The 18,995-nt window shown below is 42.8% G+C and carries 17 protein-coding genes; 8 read left to right on the forward strand and 9 right to left on the reverse strand.

Translation table 11 applies throughout. From position 1 onward, the window contains the following. Positions 1-338: 338 nt before the first annotated feature. The 5 genes from carA (at position 339) to V7K61_RS07500 (ending at position 4,975) form a co-directional block, all read left to right on the forward strand. Positions 339-1,505 carry a glutamine-hydrolyzing carbamoyl-phosphate synthase small subunit gene (gene carA / locus V7K61_RS07480; RefSeq protein WP_335052346.1) on the forward strand — a complete coding sequence of 389 codons (1,167 nt, stop codon included), beginning with the start codon at positions 339-341 and terminating at the stop codon, positions 1,503-1,505. A 215-nt stretch (positions 1,506-1,720) separates the two neighbouring features. Then, positions 1,721-2,086, forward strand: coding sequence for an STAS domain-containing protein (locus V7K61_RS07485; RefSeq protein WP_084227153.1), 366 nt, complete (start codon positions 1,721-1,723; stop codon positions 2,084-2,086). Between the two features lie 743 nt (positions 2,087-2,829). Next, the gene (locus tag V7K61_RS07490; protein ID WP_094352729.1) at positions 2,830-3,309 is read left to right on the forward strand and encodes a Mini-ribonuclease 3; all 480 of its coding nucleotides are present in this window, start codon (positions 2,830-2,832) and stop codon (positions 3,307-3,309) included. Positions 3,310-3,401: 92 nt separating this feature from the next. Then, on the forward strand, positions 3,402-4,586 hold the full coding sequence (gene rlmB / locus V7K61_RS07495; protein WP_335052348.1) for a 23S rRNA (guanosine(2251)-2'-O)-methyltransferase RlmB: 1,185 nt from the start codon (positions 3,402-3,404) through the stop codon (positions 4,584-4,586). A gap of 86 nt (positions 4,587-4,672) precedes the next feature. After that, positions 4,673-4,975: a DUF1816 domain-containing protein gene (locus V7K61_RS07500; RefSeq protein ID WP_335052350.1), complete on the forward strand. Its 303-nt coding sequence runs from the start codon at positions 4,673-4,675 to the stop codon at positions 4,973-4,975. A 187-nt stretch (positions 4,976-5,162) separates the two neighbouring features. On the opposite strand, the gene V7K61_RS07505 is transcribed toward V7K61_RS07500, so the two are convergent. Next, positions 5,163-6,014: an alpha/beta fold hydrolase gene (locus tag V7K61_RS07505; protein ID WP_335052352.1), complete on the reverse strand. Its 852-nt coding sequence runs from the start codon at positions 6,012-6,014 to the stop codon at positions 5,163-5,165. Then, positions 6,014-7,264, reverse strand: a complete 1,251-nt coding sequence (locus tag V7K61_RS07510; protein WP_335052353.1) for a methionine gamma-lyase family protein — start codon at positions 7,262-7,264, stop codon at positions 6,014-6,016. The genes V7K61_RS07505 and V7K61_RS07510 overlap by 1 nt, the downstream gene beginning before the upstream one ends. A gap of 90 nt (positions 7,265-7,354) precedes the next feature. Between V7K61_RS07510 and V7K61_RS07515 the strand changes: the two genes are divergently transcribed. The 3 genes from V7K61_RS07515 (at position 7,355) to V7K61_RS07525 (ending at position 10,896) form a co-directional block, all read left to right on the forward strand. Continuing rightward, the gene (locus tag V7K61_RS07515; RefSeq protein WP_335052355.1) at positions 7,355-8,176 is read left to right on the forward strand and encodes an acyl-CoA desaturase; all 822 of its coding nucleotides are present in this window, start codon (positions 7,355-7,357) and stop codon (positions 8,174-8,176) included. A 368-nt stretch (positions 8,177-8,544) separates the two neighbouring features. Continuing rightward, positions 8,545-9,597 (forward strand): fatty acid desaturase, encoded by a 1,053-nt coding sequence (locus V7K61_RS07520; protein ID WP_335052357.1) that lies wholly within the window; start codon positions 8,545-8,547, stop codon positions 9,595-9,597. A 219-nt stretch (positions 9,598-9,816) separates the two neighbouring features. Then, positions 9,817-10,896 carry a fatty acid desaturase gene (locus tag V7K61_RS07525; RefSeq protein ID WP_335052359.1) on the forward strand — a complete coding sequence of 360 codons (1,080 nt, stop codon included), beginning with the start codon at positions 9,817-9,819 and terminating at the stop codon, positions 10,894-10,896. A gap of 117 nt (positions 10,897-11,013) precedes the next feature. On the opposite strand, the gene V7K61_RS07530 is transcribed toward V7K61_RS07525, so the two are convergent. The 7 genes from V7K61_RS07530 to fdxB form a co-directional block, all read right to left on the reverse strand. After that, positions 11,014-11,463 carry an ArsC/Spx/MgsR family protein gene (locus V7K61_RS07530; RefSeq protein WP_334838862.1) on the reverse strand — a complete coding sequence of 150 codons (450 nt, stop codon included), beginning with the start codon at positions 11,461-11,463 and terminating at the stop codon, positions 11,014-11,016. Between the two features lie 273 nt (positions 11,464-11,736). After that, positions 11,737-12,348 (reverse strand): cupin, encoded by a 612-nt coding sequence (locus V7K61_RS07535; protein ID WP_335052361.1) that lies wholly within the window; start codon positions 12,346-12,348, stop codon positions 11,737-11,739. A gap of 283 nt (positions 12,349-12,631) precedes the next feature. Next, positions 12,632-13,117, reverse strand: a complete 486-nt coding sequence (locus tag V7K61_RS07540) for a hypothetical protein (protein WP_335052363.1) — start codon at positions 13,115-13,117, stop codon at positions 12,632-12,634. Positions 13,118-13,387: 270 nt separating this feature from the next. Then, on the reverse strand, positions 13,388-13,987 hold the full coding sequence (locus V7K61_RS07545; protein ID WP_094352728.1) for a cytochrome c oxidase subunit 3: 600 nt from the start codon (positions 13,985-13,987) through the stop codon (positions 13,388-13,390). Positions 13,988-14,519: 532 nt separating this feature from the next. Next, positions 14,520-16,208, reverse strand: coding sequence for a cytochrome c oxidase subunit I (gene ctaD, locus V7K61_RS07550; protein WP_335052365.1), 1,689 nt, complete (start codon positions 16,206-16,208; stop codon positions 14,520-14,522). 227 nt (positions 16,209-16,435) lie between these two features. Further along, entirely contained in the window at positions 16,436-17,446 is a 1,011-nt protein-coding gene (locus V7K61_RS07555) for a cytochrome c oxidase subunit II (RefSeq protein WP_335052367.1), read from the reverse strand. A gap of 523 nt (positions 17,447-17,969) precedes the next feature. Continuing rightward, positions 17,970-18,263 (reverse strand): ferredoxin III, nif-specific, encoded by a 294-nt coding sequence (gene fdxB / locus V7K61_RS07560; RefSeq protein ID WP_012407144.1) that lies wholly within the window; start codon positions 18,261-18,263, stop codon positions 17,970-17,972. Positions 18,264-18,995: the final 732 nt, after the last annotated feature.

The following is an 18,995-nucleotide window of genomic DNA, read 5'->3' on the forward strand; positions in this document are numbered from 1 at the left end:
CCTCGGCGTTTACCATTTTTTCTAATCCTAGTAGACTTGCAGTATGGACAATGCACAGTAGAAGACCTCAATTCATCCCTCTATTATGCAACGCCCAATTCCCTTTTAATTTTAATTAACTATCTTAAAAACTCCCAATTGCTCAACTCATGGGATAATTAACAATCGCAGTACTGGGGACTGGGTATTGGGTACTAGGAATTAGAGACTAGGGAAGAAGCAAGGGAGTAGGGAGAAAGGGAGTAGAGTTTTCCCCCCCTGTACCTCTCTATCCAATCCCCAGTACCCAATCTCCAGTACCCAATCCCCAATCCCCAATCCCCAATCCCTAATCTACTATGCCCCTGACTGACGCAGCAATACCAGCTTTACTTGTCCTAGCAGATGGAACCACTTATCGCGGTTGGTCTTTTGGTGCGACGGGAACCGCGATCGGAGAAGTGGTGTTCAACACTGGCATGACCGGCTATCAAGAAGTCTTGACCGATCCTAGTTACCGTGGTCAAATTGTCATTTTTACCTATCCTGAATTGGGGAATACTGGCGTAAATCTGGAAGATGAAGAATCAGATGGGCCCCAAGTGCGGGGTGCGATCGCCCGCAATATTTGTCAGCGTCCAAGTAACTGGCGATCGACACAATCTTTACCTGACTACCTCAAACAAAATCATGTGCCAGGGATCTACGGCATCGATACCCGCGCCCTCACACGCAAAATTCGGATGTTCGGAGCCATGAACGGTGGCATTTCTACAACCATTCTCGATGAAGCGGAATTGCTAGAGCAGGTACTAGCAGCCCCCAATATGGCAGGATTGAATCTGGTTCGTGAAGTCACCACCCCAACGGCTTATGAATGGTCTGATCCCACAATTCCAGCTTGGGAATTCAACGCTGAAGCGACGGAAAATCTTAGTGAAGCCTTTACCGTTGTTGCCCTTGACTTTGGCGTTAAACGCAATATCTTGCGTCGCTTAGTAAGTTATGGTTGTCGGGTAATTGTTGTACCTGCTGATACACCACCAGAAGAAATCCTCAATTACAATCCAGATGGTGTGTTTCTTTCTAATGGGCCTGGCGATCCAGCTGCCGTCACTGAAGGGATTGCAACTGCCAAAGCACTTCTGTTAAGTGAAAAACCCATCTTTGGTATTTGTATGGGACACCAAATTTTAGGTCATGCACTAGGGGCAGAAACCTATAAACTCAAATTTGGTCATCGTGGTTTGAATCAGCCTGCCGGTTTACAACAACGGGTAGAAATTACTAGCCAAAACCATAGTTTTGCTATTGACCCAGATTCTTTACCTACAGCAGTTGTGGAAATTAGCCACCTAAACTTAAACGATCGCACCATTGCCGGGGTACGTCACAAATCTCTACCTGTGTTCTCCGTACAGTATCACCCAGAAGCTAGTCCTGGCCCACACGATGCTGATTACTTGTTTGAGCAATTTGTTCAAGCTATGCGAACAGCACGTCAAACCGTGGCAGAGGTGAGGTAAAAATGGAGAATGGAGCAGGGGAGCAGGGGAGCAGGGGAGCAGGGGAGCAGGGGAGAGTTCTTCTACAAGTTCTTTCCCCTCTGCCCCTCTGCCCCTCTGCCCCCCGCACCCTGCCCCTCTGCCTCTTGTGCCCAGTACCCTATTCCAGCAGATTGTAGACAATATGCTCAAAAACCATCTATACTTGAGCGTTCACTTTAACTCATGAGGAGGGAATTATTGCTGAGCCACTAAATCTAACCGTTAGCCTGAGAGGCACTCGTGAAGTCCGGGATAACTGTCAGCTATTCCGCCTCACAGGTTTGTTAGATGCTTTTTCTGAGCCGACATTTCGCAAGACACTTGGCAGCAAGATAGACGAGGGTCCTAAGCACATTATTTTGGATCTCTCACAAATTGATTTTGTTGATAGCTCTGGCTTGGGTGCTCTGGTGCAGCTAGCCAAGCAGGCTCAAACTGCCGATGGTACTTTGCAAATTGTTACAAATGCCCGCGTAACTCAAACGGTCAAGCTTGTTCGCCTAGAGAAGTTTCTCTCCCTGCAAAAATCAGTTGAAGACGCTCTAGAAAACGTCAAGTAGTCTTGATTGCTCGATCTGAGAGTTAAATTTTGCTATCCAGATTCAATATCGGATAGCTTAATTTTTAAAAATTCTGGCAGAAAACCTCTCTCCTTGTGGGAGAGGCATAAAGCCAGTTGAGCTATTATGTTTAAAGTTGAGTAATAACTAAAGATATAAACACCCAACTCTTGGGTATGTAATCCTTGGCTAGAATATTGGTTGAAGAAGAATTCAGAAGTCAGAATTCAGGAGTCAGAATCAAGACGCGACGCTCGAAAACTCGCTAACGCTGCGCTATCCGCTCTTTCGTTCAAAATTCATTATGTTAGCGGTAGCGGGGCGTTTAGCCCATTCTGACTTCTGACTCCTGAATTCTGTTTTGATAAATAATCAAGTCTGAGATATTTGTAAGAAATACAAAGCCAGCAGATTTGTTTATAGATAGACTTGACTCGATGCTGTATAGTTAAAATTTGTCGTTTACTCAGTAAGCATGGCAATGCTACCAAGTGAAAGGGTGAATTTGATGTCAAAATTTTACCCTGTCTTAGGCGCAGACCACAAGAAGTAGGCGAAATTTGGTTTTATAGATGTTGACATCAGGGTGATTTAAAATGCCAACTCTCAATCAAAAAGATGAAATTAGGAAGTAAGTTTGATAGTATTGATTATGCTAAGTATACTATCATGGCATACTTCAGAAAAATCAGTCTTTGCGAAGAATGCCTGCCAAATGTAGCCCGTCAAGGAATGATTTATTTGTGAAGTCACAGGAGGAAGAGCTATTAGATGGACAAGATGAAACTCTCAAACAGAGCTTGTCTTGGACTGAAGCACTCTTGGCAACCACAGGACCATTCCAACAGATTTCCCTCTCACAAGTGCAACAAATTTCTCCTAGTGCTTTAGCATATTTAGGGGATGCAATTTATGAGTTGTATGTTAGAATGTTCTATCTGCTGCCATTGCAGCGGTCAGGAATTTACCATCGTCTGGTAGTGGAGCAGGTAAGAGCAGAAACACAAGCGCTACATTTGCGATCGCTAATTCCTCATCTCAGGGATAACGAATTAGAAATTGTCCGACGGGGTAGAAACGCCGCAACAGGACGCCCTAAGCGACTTAATCCCGAAATTTATCAACAGGCAACTAGTCTAGAAACTTTAATAGGCTACTTATATATCACCGATTACCAACGTCTAACCGAACTGTTGCAAATACTTCATCTAGAAAAAGAGTGAAAACTCAATTTCGCAGTAGCCACAACACTAGATTAGGTTCAAAAAATTGAGGTAATCGGAACGATCAACCATACGCTATATTCATAACTCCAATGCAGGATAAACCCAGAAAAGTCAAGACTTCTAGCGAACCCAATCGTGGACAACCCGTAAAAATTAAAGGTAAACGTGTTGTTACTAATCCGGCTCGCAATCCCAGGAAAATAGATAGCAACCCCATCTCTGTTGCGAATCCAACTCGCAATCCCAGGAAAATAGATAGCAACCCCATCTCTGTTGCGAATCCAACTCGCAATCCCAGGAAAGTAGATAGCAACCCCATCTCTGTTGAGAATCCAACTCGCAGCAATCCCAGAAAAGTAGATGGCAACACCATCTCTGTTGTTAATCCGAATCGCAATCCCAGGAAAATAGATAGCAACGCCAGTTATGGCAACTCCCGGCAAAGAAATAATAACTTCTCCCAGCCATCTGTATCTACACAATCTACGGAAGAAGATAACGATCTCATCTACGGTCGTCATCCAGTATTGAGTGCATTGCAAAATCAGCGCAATCTCAACCGTCTATGGATTACTACCCGTCTGCGGTACGATCCCAGCTTTCACCATTTTCTCTTGCAAGCAAAGGAAAATGGCACAGTTATAGATGAAGTTGAACCCAAGCGTTTAGACTATCTCACCAACGGCGCTAATCACCAAGGTGTGGCAGCACAAATTGCTCCCTACGCTTACACCGAATTGCCCGATCTAATTGAGCAGTGCAAATCTGTAACCGATGCTGTAATTGTCGTCGCTGACGGAATTACCGATCCCCACAACTTGGGAGCAATTATTCGCACTGCCGAAGCAATAGGCGCTCAAGGATTGGTGATTCCCCAAAGAAGGGCATCTGGGATCACTTCCACCGTTATGAAAGTGGCAGCAGGTGCTTTAGAAAATTTTGCTGTAGCTAGAGTTGTCAACCTCAGCCGTTCCTTAGAAGAATTAAAAGAAGCTGGCTTTTGGATTTACGGTACTGCTGCAAGTGGTAGCGAACCTGTGCATACAGTCAATTTCACTGGCCCAATCGTTTTGGTAATCGGCTCAGAAGGTGAAGGTCTGGGTATGTTAACTCAACGCTCCTGTGATTTTTTAGTATCGATTCCTCTACAGGGTAAGACACCCAGCCTGAATGCTTCTGTAGCAGCGGGTATGGCGCTTTATGAGATTTATCGCCAGCGATCGCTAAATACGCTGCACTTAGATAAATTACAAAAAATCTCTTTGAAAAAATAACGGTAACAGAGTATAAAGAAATGTAAAAGATAATAAAGCACAATATCGTTTAACACCCTGTAGACGTTTATAAATCGGCGAAAACCATGAAAACCATTTGGCATAACCTCAAGGAAGTGTTAATTAACACATTCGACTACATCGGCTTGGCTTGGTGGGTAGAGATTGTGACGCAGAATCCCCGTTGCACGTATTACTTCGGGCCATTTCTAAGTTCTTCTGATGCAAAATTAGCAAGCAAAGGATACATAGAAGATTTGGAGATCGAAGGAGCTACGGGAATTATTGTGAACGTCAAGCGTTGTAAACCTAGTAACTTAACAATTGCTGACGACTTGGGGGAAAGATTTGACCGCAAAGTACAGCCTGCCTTTGGCGGTCAAATTTAAGTTAGGCCAGAGAATGAAAAGGAGACTCTGATGCAAAGACGTAAAGATATAAAGACACAGAAAATTCTTTCACCGGGGGTTATTGCGTCTTTTTCACTCATCGCGTCACCACATCTTCCCTTTCCTTTTCTTCTTCGTCAATAGTCAAAATTTTTTTAAATATTTTTTTTAATATTAAATATTTAGACTATTGACTACCAATTACCTGCGGATGAACTTCGAGCCAATGGTCAATATCATTTAGCACCTGCTGGGGAACTTCCCACGGAAAAAGATGGGCGGTGTTGGGATAGCACTGCCACTGAGAATTTTTGAGATGTTGAGCAGTTTGTAAGCTGGAATCAGATGTAATGTGGCGGTCTTGTTCACCAGCAAGTACTAAACTGGGACATTGTATTTGTTGCAAATCTAAAACCCGATTGTATCCTGATTGAATTGCACTATAGAGAGCGCGAGTAGCAGCAGGAGAAGTTTGCAAATAAGCCGGTACTGCTTCCTTGGCGATGTAATTGTAACTGGTAGATGTATGTTGTTGGATTAAGTAGCGGAAAAGCGATCGCTTACCAAAAGTTTCAATATTCCATTGCCAACTCGGTTTTATATAGTTCAATAGCGCCGCAATGCCAGTATATAAATTATCCTGCCAAGTTATAGGAGGATGACTGCCACGGGGTTTTGCAGCTGTTGCCACTAAAATCAGCCCAGTAACACGCTCTGGTAAACGTAATGCCATCTCCATTGCCAGAATACCCCCAAGTGACCATCCCAATACTAGGCACTTTTCAATCTCTAAGCGGTCTAGCAGCGCTTCTAAATCAGTCAAATGGTCATTCATCTCAAAATTGCCGTTGTAGCGACTTTTGCCATATCCACGTAAATCAGGGGCAAAAGTTTTGTAGCGTTTTGATAAATGATTGGTAAAGACAGAAAGACTACGACCAGTACCAGGATGACCATGTAAGCCCAAAATTGGGAATCCTTGACCTTGGGTGTAGACATTCAGGCGTGTAGCAGTAGTAGGATTATGGCGATCGCTCATTACTCTCCCTTTTTCTGTCTATCGATACTGCCAACTGCATCGATCGCAGCTTCGAGTGCGATCGCTACATGAGTCCAATGAGTCCCACCCTGGCAATAAACCACATACGGTTCACGCAAAGGCCCATCTGCTGATAATTCCAAAGTACTCCCTTCAATAAACGTCCCCCCAGCCATGACTACCTGGCTCTCATACCCCGGCATATCATCTGGAACAGGGTCTAAGTAGGAACCAATCGGAGAATGCTGTTGTATGGCTTTACAGAAAGCAATTAGCTTTTCAGCAGAACCTAGTTTAATTGCCTGAATTACATCTCCACGGGGAGCTAGGGGAGCAGGATTTACTGGATAACCAAGTTTATCAAATACATAACCAGTAAGATAAGTCCCTTTCATCGCCTCTCCCACCATCTGCGGCGCGAGAAATAAACCTTGGAACAGCAGGCGATTTTGGTCAAAAGTAGCACCGCCGTAACTCCCGATACCGGGAGCAGTGAGGCGACAGGCGGATGCTTCTACTAGGTCGGCGCGACCAGCGACATAACCGCCAGTGCTGACAATAGTACCACCAGGATTTTTAATCAATGACCCCGCCATTAAATCAGCACCTACGGCTGTGGGTTCCCTGGTTTCAATGAATTCGCCGTAGCAGTTATCTACAAAGCAAACGGTGTTTGGGTTTTGCTGTTTGACTAAATGAACGATTTTTTCAATATCGGCAATTGATAAACTAGGACGCCAAGAATAGCCACAAGAGCGCTGAATTAACACTAAACGAGTGTTTTCAGCCACACTAGTAGTTAAAGCTTGCCAATCTATAGTTCCTTCGGGGGTTAGCTCCAATTGGCGGTAATTTATGCCAAACTCGATAAGGGAACCTTGACCTTGACCTCGTAAACCAATAACTTCTTCAAGCGTATCGTAAGGAGAACCGACCACTGCTAACATTTCATCTCCAGGACGGAGAACACCAAACAAAGCACAGGCGATCGCATGAGTTCCCGAAACGAACTGCACTCGCACCGCCGCAGCTTCAGCACCCATAACTTCGGCAAAAACTTTATCTAAAGTTTCTCGTCCTAAATCATCGTGACCATAGCCACTTACACCAGCAAAGTGGTGTGCGCCCACACGGTGATTACGAAAAGCATCCAGCACTCGTTTTAGATTATGCTTGACCTGAGTGTCAATTCCAGAAAAAATTTCTAATAGTGCCTGTTCTGCTTGCCGCAGCTGTTCTAAGCTGTTCATCAGTTCCTCATTCAAAAAAATTAAGATTATAGATATGCGGATTTTAAGATCCCGCAGACTAGGCTGGAAAATTCAAATTCAGGTTACTGCATGACAATTGCTACTTCAACCAAACCTCAAGTTAACTGGGTTAATACCCTGTTTTTCATTGGACTGCACATTGGCGCTTTATTTGCCTTTGTTCCTGGTAACTTTAACTGGACGGCAGTTGGTGTAGGTTTCTTGCTGTACTGGGTAACAGGTGGCTTAGGAGTTACTCTAGGATTTCACCGCCTTGTCACCCACCGCAGTTTTCAAACTCCCAAGTGGCTAGAATATCTCTTGGTTTTCTTCGGCACACTTTCATGTCAAGGAGGCCCAATTGAGTGGGTAGGAACACATCGTATCCATCATTTACACTCTGATACTGATGCCGATCCCCATGATTCTAATAAAGGCTTTTGGTGGAGCCACATGGATTGGCTGATTCACTATTGTCCCGCTCACGCTGATGTTCCTCGTTTCACCAAAGATATTGCCGAAGACCCAGTTTATCAGTTTTTAGAAAAATATTTCATTTTGATCCAGGTTGCTCTGGGTGTATTGCTTTTGCTTCTGGGTGGCTGGCCCTTTGTGATTTGGGGAATTTTTGTTCGCATTGTTTGGGTTTACCACTGCACTTGGTTGGTAAACAGCGCTACTCATAAATTTGGCTATCAGAGCTATGATTCTGGCGATCGCTCGACTAATTGCTGGTGGGTAGCTGTACTAGTTTTCGGTGAAGGCTGGCACAATAACCATCATGCCTTTCAATACTCAGCTCGTCATGGGCTGGAATGGTGGGAAATCGATTTAACCTGGATGACAGTTCAATTGCTACAAGCAGTTGGTCTGGCTACTAATGTGAAGTTGGCCCCAACAAAAGTTAGTTAGGAGTTAGGAGTTAGGAGTTAGGAGTTAGGAGTTAGGAGTTAGGAGTTAGGAGTTACGTTCAATGGGAATCAGGCGTTGGAATTTTTATTTTGCCGTCGACTTTTCTTAAACCATGATTTTTGGCAGACCCAGAAATCCTTGTGGGACAAGGAGCGTTTCTAATTCACATCAGGCGTGAGTTAAGAATCTAAACTCCTAACTCCTCACTCCTCACTCATAACTTTTTACTCCTAACTTTTCAAAAAGCTATTTACGGGTGCGCTTGTGTCGGTTAGGTTGCTATAATCCGAAGCGCTAATGTGAAGAATTTTTACGGCAAGTTACTTTTTGGTGACTTGGTGGAGGAGTTTGTTGTTTTTTAGGTGTCCATGACTACATCAATAATTAATAGCCAGAAACTAAGTGACGAGCCTAGTAATTCCGACTTTCGGCTCAAAGATATTGTCAAAACCCTGCCACGCGAATGTTTTCAGCAGAACCGTCGCAAAGCTTGGACACAAGCCCTACTGAGTGTCTTGGCAGTCGCCTTGGGCTATTACAGCCTGATTATCACTCCTTGGTTTCTCTTACCCCTTGCTTGGATTTTTACGGGCACTGCTTTAACAGGTTTTTTTGTAATTGGCCATGATTGTGGTCACAGGTCTTTTGCCAAACGTCGTTGGGTAAATGATTTGGTAGGGCATTTCTTCATGATGCCGTTAATTTACCCCTTTCATAGTTGGCGCATTAAGCATAATTATCACCATACTCATACCAACAAGCTGGATGAGGACAATGCTTGGCATCCAATTAGACCAGAAGTGTTTGAAAATTGGGATAAAACCCGACAGTCTGCTTTTGAACTGTTCATGCGTAAACGTTTCTGGTGGGTAGGTTCCATTGGACATTGGGCTGTGGTGCATTTTGATTGGCGGAACTTCAAAACGAAAGACCAATCGAGTATCAAGCTGTCTGTAGCTGTAGTAGTTGTGTTTGCAGCGATCGCTTTCCCGACTCTTATCGCCACAACTGGTATCTGGGGATTTGTCAAATTTTGGCTAGTACCCTGGATGATTTACCATTTTTGGATGAGTACTTTTACTATTGTTCACCACACTGCCGCAGATGTTCCTTTTGCGACAGCGAACAAGTGGAACGAAGCTCTAGCACAGCTATCTGGAACTATTCATTGTGATTATCCACGTTGGGTAGAAGTCTTGTGCCACGATATCAATGTTCATGTCCCTCATCATATTTCCACTGCGATTCCTTCTTATAATTTGCGGCTAGCTTACAGCAGCATCAAAGAAAATTGGGAGCCTTATCTACATGATGAGTGTCAGTTTTCTTGGCCTTTAATGAAGCAAATTACAGACCAATGTCAACTATACACAACTGATGTTGGCTATAAGACTTTCGACGAACATTATACAGAGCAATAAATAGCACTGTGACTACACTCACGCTCTTGAACCAACGAGAGCGTTTATCATGCTGTGTTTAAATAGAATTTGGCAACTTTTTACTAACTAAAAATTGTTAGCTAAATTGCCAAAAATTATCTTCTTTGGTGTTAGCGATCGCTAGTTTCGTGGGCATCCTAGAAGTGAGATTATCTTGTCTCAAATAAAGTTCCGATTTATATCCAACAAAAGAATCCAGTGCAATTAGATACCATCACGTTCAACAATCCTCCTGGCTGCGAAACGTCTGAGGATTCCACTAAATTACCTTTCACTCTTCAAGATTTAAAAGCTGCAATCCCCGCTGAATGCTTTCAGCCCAATGTAACAAAATCACTTTTTTACTTTTTTCGTGACATCCTAATTATCGGTTTGCTTTATGCAGTAGCTAATTACCTGGATTCTTGGCTTTTCTTCCCGATTTTCTGGCTAATGCAAGGAACGATGTTTTGGGCTTTGTTTGTAGTTGGGCATGACTGCGGACACCAATCTTTTTCTAAGCATAAATGGCTCAATGATTTGATTGGACATCTTTCTCACACACCAATACTTGTTCCTTATCATGGTTGGCGGATCAGCCATAGAACCCATCACAAAAATACTGGCAATATCGATAACGATGAAAGCTGGTATCCTGTGACAGAATCACAATATAAGGAGATGCCCTTAGCCCAAAAGATAGGCAGGTATTATGTTTTTCTCTTGGCTTATCCTGTATATTTGTTTAAGCGTTCTCCTAATAAAGAAGGCTCGCACTTTTTGCCCAGCAGTCCACTTTTCAAGCCATCAGAAAAATGGGATGTCCTCACTAGTACTGTACTTTTGATTGGTATGGTAGGCTTGCTCGGTTTCCTCACCTACCAATGGGGTTGGATGTGGTTGCTGAAATATTATGCTGTGCCCTATCTTGTATTCATAGTTTGGCTAGATTTGGTGACATTCTTGCACCACACTGAGGCAGAGATTCCCTGGTATCGTGGAGAAGATTGGACTTTCCTGAAAGGTGCAATTTCTAGTATTGACCGTGATTATGGTTTGGTTAATCATATCCATCACGATATTGGTACTCATGTTGCTCACCATATATTCCTTAACATCCCTCACTACAATTTACTGAAGGCAACTGAGGCAATAAAACCAGTGATGGGTGAGTATTTCCACAAATCGGAAGAACCTATTTGGAAGTCATTATGGCGTTCATGTGTTAGCTGCCATTTTGTACCTGATACTGGTAGTAAGGTTTACTACACATCCAACAACAAGTTAGCTAAAGACTAGAGCCAATTTCAAAAGCCCTCTCCCAAGCTTGGGAGAGGGCTTTTGATTCATGCAAGCAGTCTAATAACTTAAGCTTGCTTGCTTTTGATGTTGTTCACCATGATGGTTACAGCCACCCTAATGATTATGGTGATGATGACCATGACCGTGGGAACAGTTTTGCAAATCTTGCTTCAAAAGCTTGTCGCTGATTTCTTGCAAAGATTCATCCACAGCTTGTAAGCCAATCCAAGTATCAATCTTTTGAACATCAAATCCTACCTCCCGCTGTTCGCCTACTTCTAACAAAGGACGGCGAATTAACAGTGGCTCTTTCAGCATCAGCGCCAAAGCGGTTTGTTCATCCACTTTTTCAGGAACCACCTCACCAGATTTTACCTTGGGGGCGGAAGGATTAAACCATTCGGCTACGGGGCGATCGCCAAAAAATGAACGCAACCGCTCAACTGTCCAAGATTCTGTTAGCAGATTGCATGGTATCACTTCATGACCGGCAGCTGTGAGCAAAACTTTTTGCTTAGTACCACCTTTACAGCCTGGTTTGCTATAGAAAATTACTCTTGCCATTTAACTACCTCTTAGTAGAATACGATTCGTTTGTAAGGACGCACGGCTGTCATTGGTGTCAACTTAAGCCGAAAACTATATCGGACAGGCGTTTTGCAAATCCCTCACGCCCTCATCCCCTAACCCCTTCTCCCAAGGGAGAAGGGGAATTGAATATCTAGCTCCCCTCTCCCCAAGGGAGAGGGGCTGGGGGTGAGGGCAAAACGTTGTCATCAAGTGGGTTTAGCGTTAAGTTGACACCAATGCACGGCAGTGCGCCCCTACTGCGTGATGCTAAAAGTTTTTAGCACTATACTTAATCGGGTCAAACTCAAATCTCTCATTCGGATCGGTTTCACCGTAGATATTAAAAGTCACAGTTGGTTCATCACCCACTGCTTCTACACAGTGAATTGCATCGGGAGTAAAGCTAATAATGTCTCCTGGGGATAGAGTTACCTCTCCCGTTGCTTCAATTTTGTCCTGAAATTCGGGGCTATTAGTGCGTCGCCAAAAAGTATTTTTTTCCTGACCTTTTAACACCGCGACTATTCCCCACGTCCCATGATTATGAATGTTTGATCGGGTTCCTGGTGCAAATGTTACTGTTTGCACAGTCAAGGGAAAACCCAATTCATCGTATAGGAGTAAAACAGAGGTTCCCGTTTTGGGTGAAGGCTCTAAACGTTGACTTCGTACCCAGTAGGAATTTACGATCAAGCGCCTTACGAGCATCCGAATTTCTGGCAGACAACTGACTTCATCATCCCCGCTATTGAGAACATCTTCCACCTCAGTTAAAAACCGATAAAGGCGGTAATTTTCTCTCAATAAATCCCAGGCTCTTACAGATTTACAAGCTTGATACTGACCGTCCCCCCTTAGTAGCCAATCCCTACCTTTCATAACTTTTAAATTGATAACGGAGAAGATTGGACGATCAGGATCGGAGAGACATTAGGAATATTACCTACAGGAAATTTAGTAGGTATAGTGATAGGAGGAAAGATAGAGTTACTATCAGTAGCTGCTCCTAATAGGGAGTAAGAGGAATACGATCTGGTAGATAACCAATTGTTCATGATTTTTCACAAAAAGGGCATTCATTGGGCATTGGTTGTTTTACAGACGCGATTAATCGCGTCTCTACGCACCCCCACTCTTTCTTGTCGAGAAGTGCATTGACTAATTAATCATCTTCTTCTGCTGGACGTGTCAAAATATCCAGGAGAATTCCGGCACCAAAATCATGCTTTTCGTCTATTTCTTTGACTTTGGTGCTGATTTGTTTTGCTTCCTCAATTTCTCCTAAATTGGCTAGTACTAATCCAGAAGCAGCATAAGCATTTAAGTACAATCGAATTTGTGGTTCTTCTTTGCGACTGACTAGTATCGGCTTAAGTTGCTCCCAGTCATCAGGAAATTTTTCTAGTTCTTTAATTTTATCTAATAATTTGATTGTTGTTTGTAATGCAAGAGAATAATTATTTTTATAATAGAAAAATCTATATGCTGCTACCAAGACATCTGTATTTCCACCAGTTTGTGCTAAAGCTTGTTGAATATATTTTTCTGCTTCTGATGTATTTTCCCAGTTTTGTGCAGCTAAAATTAATAAGTTTTTAATGTCATCTGGAACCTGGAACCATGAGAATTGGTTTGTATTAGCTTGCATAATGAAGTCCTGGCGAGTTTGGAGTTTGGAGTTATGAGTTATACCAATTCTGTATGAAGATGCGCTAAACCATATTTAAGTACAAGAAAGAAGAAAGAAAAACGAACCGCAAAGGACGCAAAGGACACAAAGGAAGAAAGAAGTCAAAAGGGTTTGGCGCAGCCTCATAAAGAAATGGTATTAGGAGTTATGAGTTAGAAGTTGTGAATTACGAGTTAGAAGTTATAAATTCTTAACTCTTCACTTCTGGCTCCTCACTCCTAACTTTTGTTAAAACAAAGTCAGAATGTACACCAAGGTGAATAATACAATCCAAATAATGTCTACGAAGTGCCAGTAAATTTCTGTCATTTCGATGAAAGTATGATTGGTTGCAGAATATTCACCGGGAAGACGCGATCGCCACAATGCACGTAATATCAATAACAGCCCTACAAAAACGTGCAAACCGTGGAACCCGGTCATGATATAAAAGCAGTTTGCGAAGACGTTGGTAGTCAGTCCGTATCCTAATGTTGAATACTCATAAACCTGACCACCTAAGAAAATTGCCCCCATGAGTGCAGTAATTGCATACCACAGTTGCATTCCCTTGAGGTTATTCTTTTTAATCGCTGTATCACCGAAGTGAATCACGAAACTACTAGACACCAAAATAATCGTGTTAATTGTCGGCACAAGTAGTTCTACTTCACTTCCTTCTGGAGGCCAAACCGCTGTAGTACCTCGGAAAAACAAATAGGTGGCAAAAAATCCTCCAAACATCAGGGATTCAGAGGCGAGGAATGTCAAAAGTCCCCAAACCCTTAAATCTGGATGTTCTTCGTGTCCTGCACTGCGATCTTCGCTTGTGGTTGTAGCTATAGTCATAGATTTTTTGACAATATTATCCACTGTGTCTGTTGTGGAAGCTTGAATGAAGAATGAAGTCTGAAGCGGCAAAATTTTCATTCTTCATCCAAAATCCTTGTTTAACTTAACTCTTGACTTGTTCAGGTATTCTCAAAATTCCGAGTTTCAAGTTCTGAAGCTCAAGTTTTGAGTTCCAAGCTCGGAGTTTCGAGTTCCAAGCTCGGAGTTTTGAGTTCTGAAGCTCAAGTTTTGAGTTCCAAGCTCGGCCTTTCGAGTTCTGAACTCGGCCTTTCGAGTTCCAAGCTCGGCCTTTCGAGTTCTAAGCTCGGCCTTTCATGTTCTGAACTCGGCCTTTCGAGTTCCAAGCTCGGCCTTTCGAGTTCTGAACTCGGCCTTTCATGTTCAGAACTCGGCCTTTCGAGTTCTGAACTCGGCCTTTCGAGTTCTAAGCTCGGCCTTTCGAGTTCCAAGCTCGGCCTTTCGAGTTCTGAACTCAAATGAATAAAACTTGCAGTCACCTTGAGAGCGATCGCATCACTCACTCTACAAACTAAGCACTAGCTTCCGGCGTCGCTGATGACTGTAATTCAGTTCTATGCTCCTGACCGTAGTCATAAGGGCCATGAGTGACAACCGGCAACACTTCCCAGTTTTCAATTGCGGGTGGCGAGCTAGTTGTCCATTCTAAAGTCAAAGCTTGCCAAGGATTATCACCAGCCAAAGGCCCCTTCAGCCAACTGTAAATCATGTTGATGGCAAAGGGAATTACCGATATCGCCAAAACAAATGAACCAAAGGTACAAATCTGATTGAGGTCGATAAATTGGGGGTCATACATTGCCACTCGTCGGGGCATTCCTTTTAAACCCAACTCATGCATGGGTAAAAAGGTCAGATTAGTACCGATGAAGGTGAGGGCAAAATGAACTCGACCCCAATTTTCATTCAGCATTCGTCCGGTCATTTTGGGGAACCAGTGATAAATGCCGGCGTAGATGCCAAACACGGAACCGCCAAACAGAACGTAGTGAAAATGTCCGACAACATAATATGTGTCGTGGACGTGAACATCAAAGGGGGCTGTTCCCATTGTCACACCGCTTAAGCCGCCCATGACAAACATGGACAACAAGCCAATGGCGAAAAGCATCGCTGTGGTGAAGCGGATTTTACCACCCCAAAGGGTAGCAACCCAGGCAAAAATCTTCACGCCAGTGGGAACTGCAACTATGAGAGTAGAGATAGTGAAGAACATCCGCATCCAACCGGGTGTACCACTGGTAAACATATGGTGTACCCAGACGAACAAACCGACAACGCAGATGGCGACACTAGAATAAGCGATCGCTTTATAACCAAAGATTGGCTTGCGGGCGTGAACTGGAATCACCTCCGACATGATGCCGAAGATGGGCAGAATCATTAAATATACTGCCGGGTGAGAATAAAACCAGAATAAGTGTTGATAAATTACAACGTTACCGCCTGCATCTGGTTTAAAGAAGGAAGTGCCAAAGTTGAGGTCAAACAACAACAGAACTAAACCAGCTGCTAATACAGGTGTGGAGAGAAGCGCCAGCAGTGAGGTAGCCAAGATTGCCCAACAAAACAAGGGCACTTGATCCCATTTCATGCTGGGAACCTTCATCATCAAAATGGTGATCACAAAGTTCAGTGAACCCAAAATTGAAGAAGTTCCCACCAAAACGATCGCTAATATCCACATAGTTTGAGCGATTGGTGCTGTCACCAAACTCAAAGGTGGGTAAGCTGTCCAACCAGATTGGGAACCGCCAAAAATGAAACTACCTAAAATGAGCGCACCGGCTGGTGGATTTAACCAAAAGGCGATCGCGTTTAGCTTTGGAAACGCCATATCCCTGGCACCAACCATCAAGGGCACTAAATAGTTACCAAATCCCCCAATGGCGCTAGGAACAATCCACAGGAAAATCATAATCGTCCCGTGATTGGTCATGAAAGCGTTATACAGATTGGGGTCGAGTACGTCTGCATCTGGTGTTGCTAATTCGACACGGAGAGCAACAGCCATCAGTCCGCCGATGAGATAGAACACAAACGCTGTTACTAGGTATTGAATACCAATAACCTTGTGGTCAACATTAAATGTAAAATAGTCCTGCCATTTCCACGCCTTCGGATGGGAGGTGTGGCCAGCCACCATTTTCGGTTTATTTTCTTCTGGTGGAGTATTCCGTGGAAATTCTACCTGTGTCATATTTTTTCCCTTTGTCATTTGTCATTTGTCTTTTGTCCTTTGTCATTTATCCTTTGTCATTTGTCCGTTATATAATGTCGCCCATAGTAAAAGCCCCCCACCCCGCCAAAGCTGCGCTTTTACTCCCCTCCTCGCTTGCGGGGAGGGGTTGGGGGTGGGGTTCCTCTTAATAATGGTTAATTGAGCGGACATAATATTACCAATGACTAATGACTAATGACCAATGACTAATGACTAATGACCAATGACTCTAAAGTTGCTGCACTAATTCCCATATCATGGGTGTGGGGCGCGAGAAACTCTGATGTTGATAAGTCGGCGGGATTAATTGCAACGACTTGATTTAGATTTTGCTGTTGAGCAATCTGGTTTTCTGTCCGCCAGCTATCATATTCTTCTGGTGTGTGGACAATTACCTGTGTCCGCATTGAACCGTGATAACCACCGCACAACTCAGCACAAACTACGGGATATGTACCTGGTTTGGTGGCAACAAATCGTAGTTCGGTAGGGATACCGGGTATTGCATCTTGTTTCAGGCGGAAGTTTGGCACCCAAAATGAATGAATTACATCCTGTGCTGAAAGGTTGAGTTGCACATCAGCACCAACGGGTATGTGCAATTCCCCAGAGGTAATGCCACTATCAGGGTAATTAAATATCCAGGCGTACTGTATCCCTTTGACATCAACAACTAAATCGGCTGGTTTGTTTAGAGTTTGAGGAGACGCGCCAATCCCAATTGTTGGGGCAATTGTCGGGGCTGTTGTTGCTTCAGAAGCATCGCTAAGTGTAGCAGCGTAGGCGTAGCCCGCCGTAGGCATCGCAGTTCCCGGCTGATGAGCAACATGAGCAGCTGAATGAGGATGACCAGCAGGCTCAAAGCCGCCCATTTGGTTAAAAACATCTACGCTGTAGATGCCCAAACCAAGGACAATCACCGTGGGAATTGCTGTCCAAAAGATTTCTAAGGGAACGTTGCCTTCTATTGGCAAACCATCGGTATCATCACCGCGACGGCGACGAAACTTCACCAAAAAAACTACAATTGTTCCTTCTACCACCAAGAAGAGTGCGATCGCAATGGTAAACATGACGTTGAAAAAACCGTCTACCAAAGGCGCTTGTAACGATGCCTGCACCGGCATGAGAGTGTGGTTTTGACCGATCCAAATGCTGATTGCTGTAACTACTATCCCAGCAACCAGAGTCCATAGTGAAACAGGAACTTGTTGCATACCTGCTACCTGCTTTGTAAACCGTCTTTATAGGTGTTGTTTTCTGAGTTGAGGTTTTAGGGGAGAGGTTACAGGTTACAGGTAATAGGAATTCATCTATTCCCTGTAACCTGTACCCTATTCCCTTGTTCTTTCCCCATTTCCCATTTCCTTTTCACTTATTAAATTTCTAACGTGCAGCCATTAAAAAAGGGGGAAACTTCCAGATTTTTTCCATATCTTTCCCCCAAAAAAATACAAATTATATTTCAACTCCTATGAAAAAGTTAGCCCCCTGCTTTCAAAAAAGCTAGTTATTCCAAGAGGGCACTGTTGACCTAATATTGATTAGGCTATATTAGCAGCAAGTTTAAATTTGTTAATAGCTTACGTTTTGCGATTTACGGATTTGTTTACCGTGAACTATTTATTAGCTACAGTAAATACTTAGTATTCCCCTCAAGTTACCTTGCCTAGCGCATTTTCGCTGATTACAAACAGTGCCTCCTTGAATTAACAAAAATTTTGACTAACTCCAAATACCTTAATTATTTACTGCAACATGGGTGTAGCAATTCTTCGGGCAAATCCGTGAACAAGCTTCACAACCAATACAGTTTTCTGGAGAAGTAACTGCCATTACTTTCCGTTCAATTTCTTCATCATCTTCATCTTCCACAAATTCGCCTTCTTCATTGAGCGCCTTCAACCCAAGCACATTGTATCCGCAGACTTTAACGCATCTGCCACAGCCGATACATTTATCTTTGTCGATTTCCTGAGCAAATTTTGGTGTCCAAGCCTTACCGCCAAATGTCAAACCTGTTAGTTGTGCCATGAATAAATCCTCAGCAATTTTGCCTGTCAATCTGTTTGTGCATTAATCATCATATTATCCTAATCTTTTATTGTTTTGTATTCAAAATTTACTTTTATCACATCAATTTTCGATGACTTTGAACACAATACTCAATTGTTTTTTATGTCATTTTATAGATAAAACTTATTGCAAATAATTCTTGTGAGTATTTAGTATTATTCGTTCCCATGCTTTATATATAAACGCATTCATTGAGCCTCTGACTTAATGTCTGACTAGAGGCAGCAGACCATGAGCAGCGATTTCCATACAGAGGATAAGTGTTGAGGATTTGAAACCTATACAGGTGATTAAAGCTTCATATCTATGTGGTTTATAACTGCTGTTTTAACTATTATTTCTAGCAAATGCAGCTATATCTCTAAGAGTAATGATATTCTTTTTCAAATATTTGTAGATTTAGGAAAACAAATTTATATAAACAGTATACATATATACCAGAATAAATGTTCGCCAGTTACATTTTGATATATGCAATATGTATTTTAGAAAGCAACAATTTTAAATTTATTTTTATTTAAATATTTAGTTAAATGGTGACAAAAGGAATCTTCTTATTTCATCTGAATACACAGAATTAATTTATAAAGGAACTGTAAACTTTATGGCAGAATATTATGATGCCTTAAATATTAAAATTATTAACAAATCAGAGGAAGCTCAATTGTAGGAGGCTTAAACATTTACTAA

The sequence above is a fragment of the Nostoc sp. genome (assembly GCF_036918015.1).
Lineage (GTDB): Bacteria > Cyanobacteriota > Cyanobacteriia > Cyanobacteriales > Nostocaceae > Nostoc.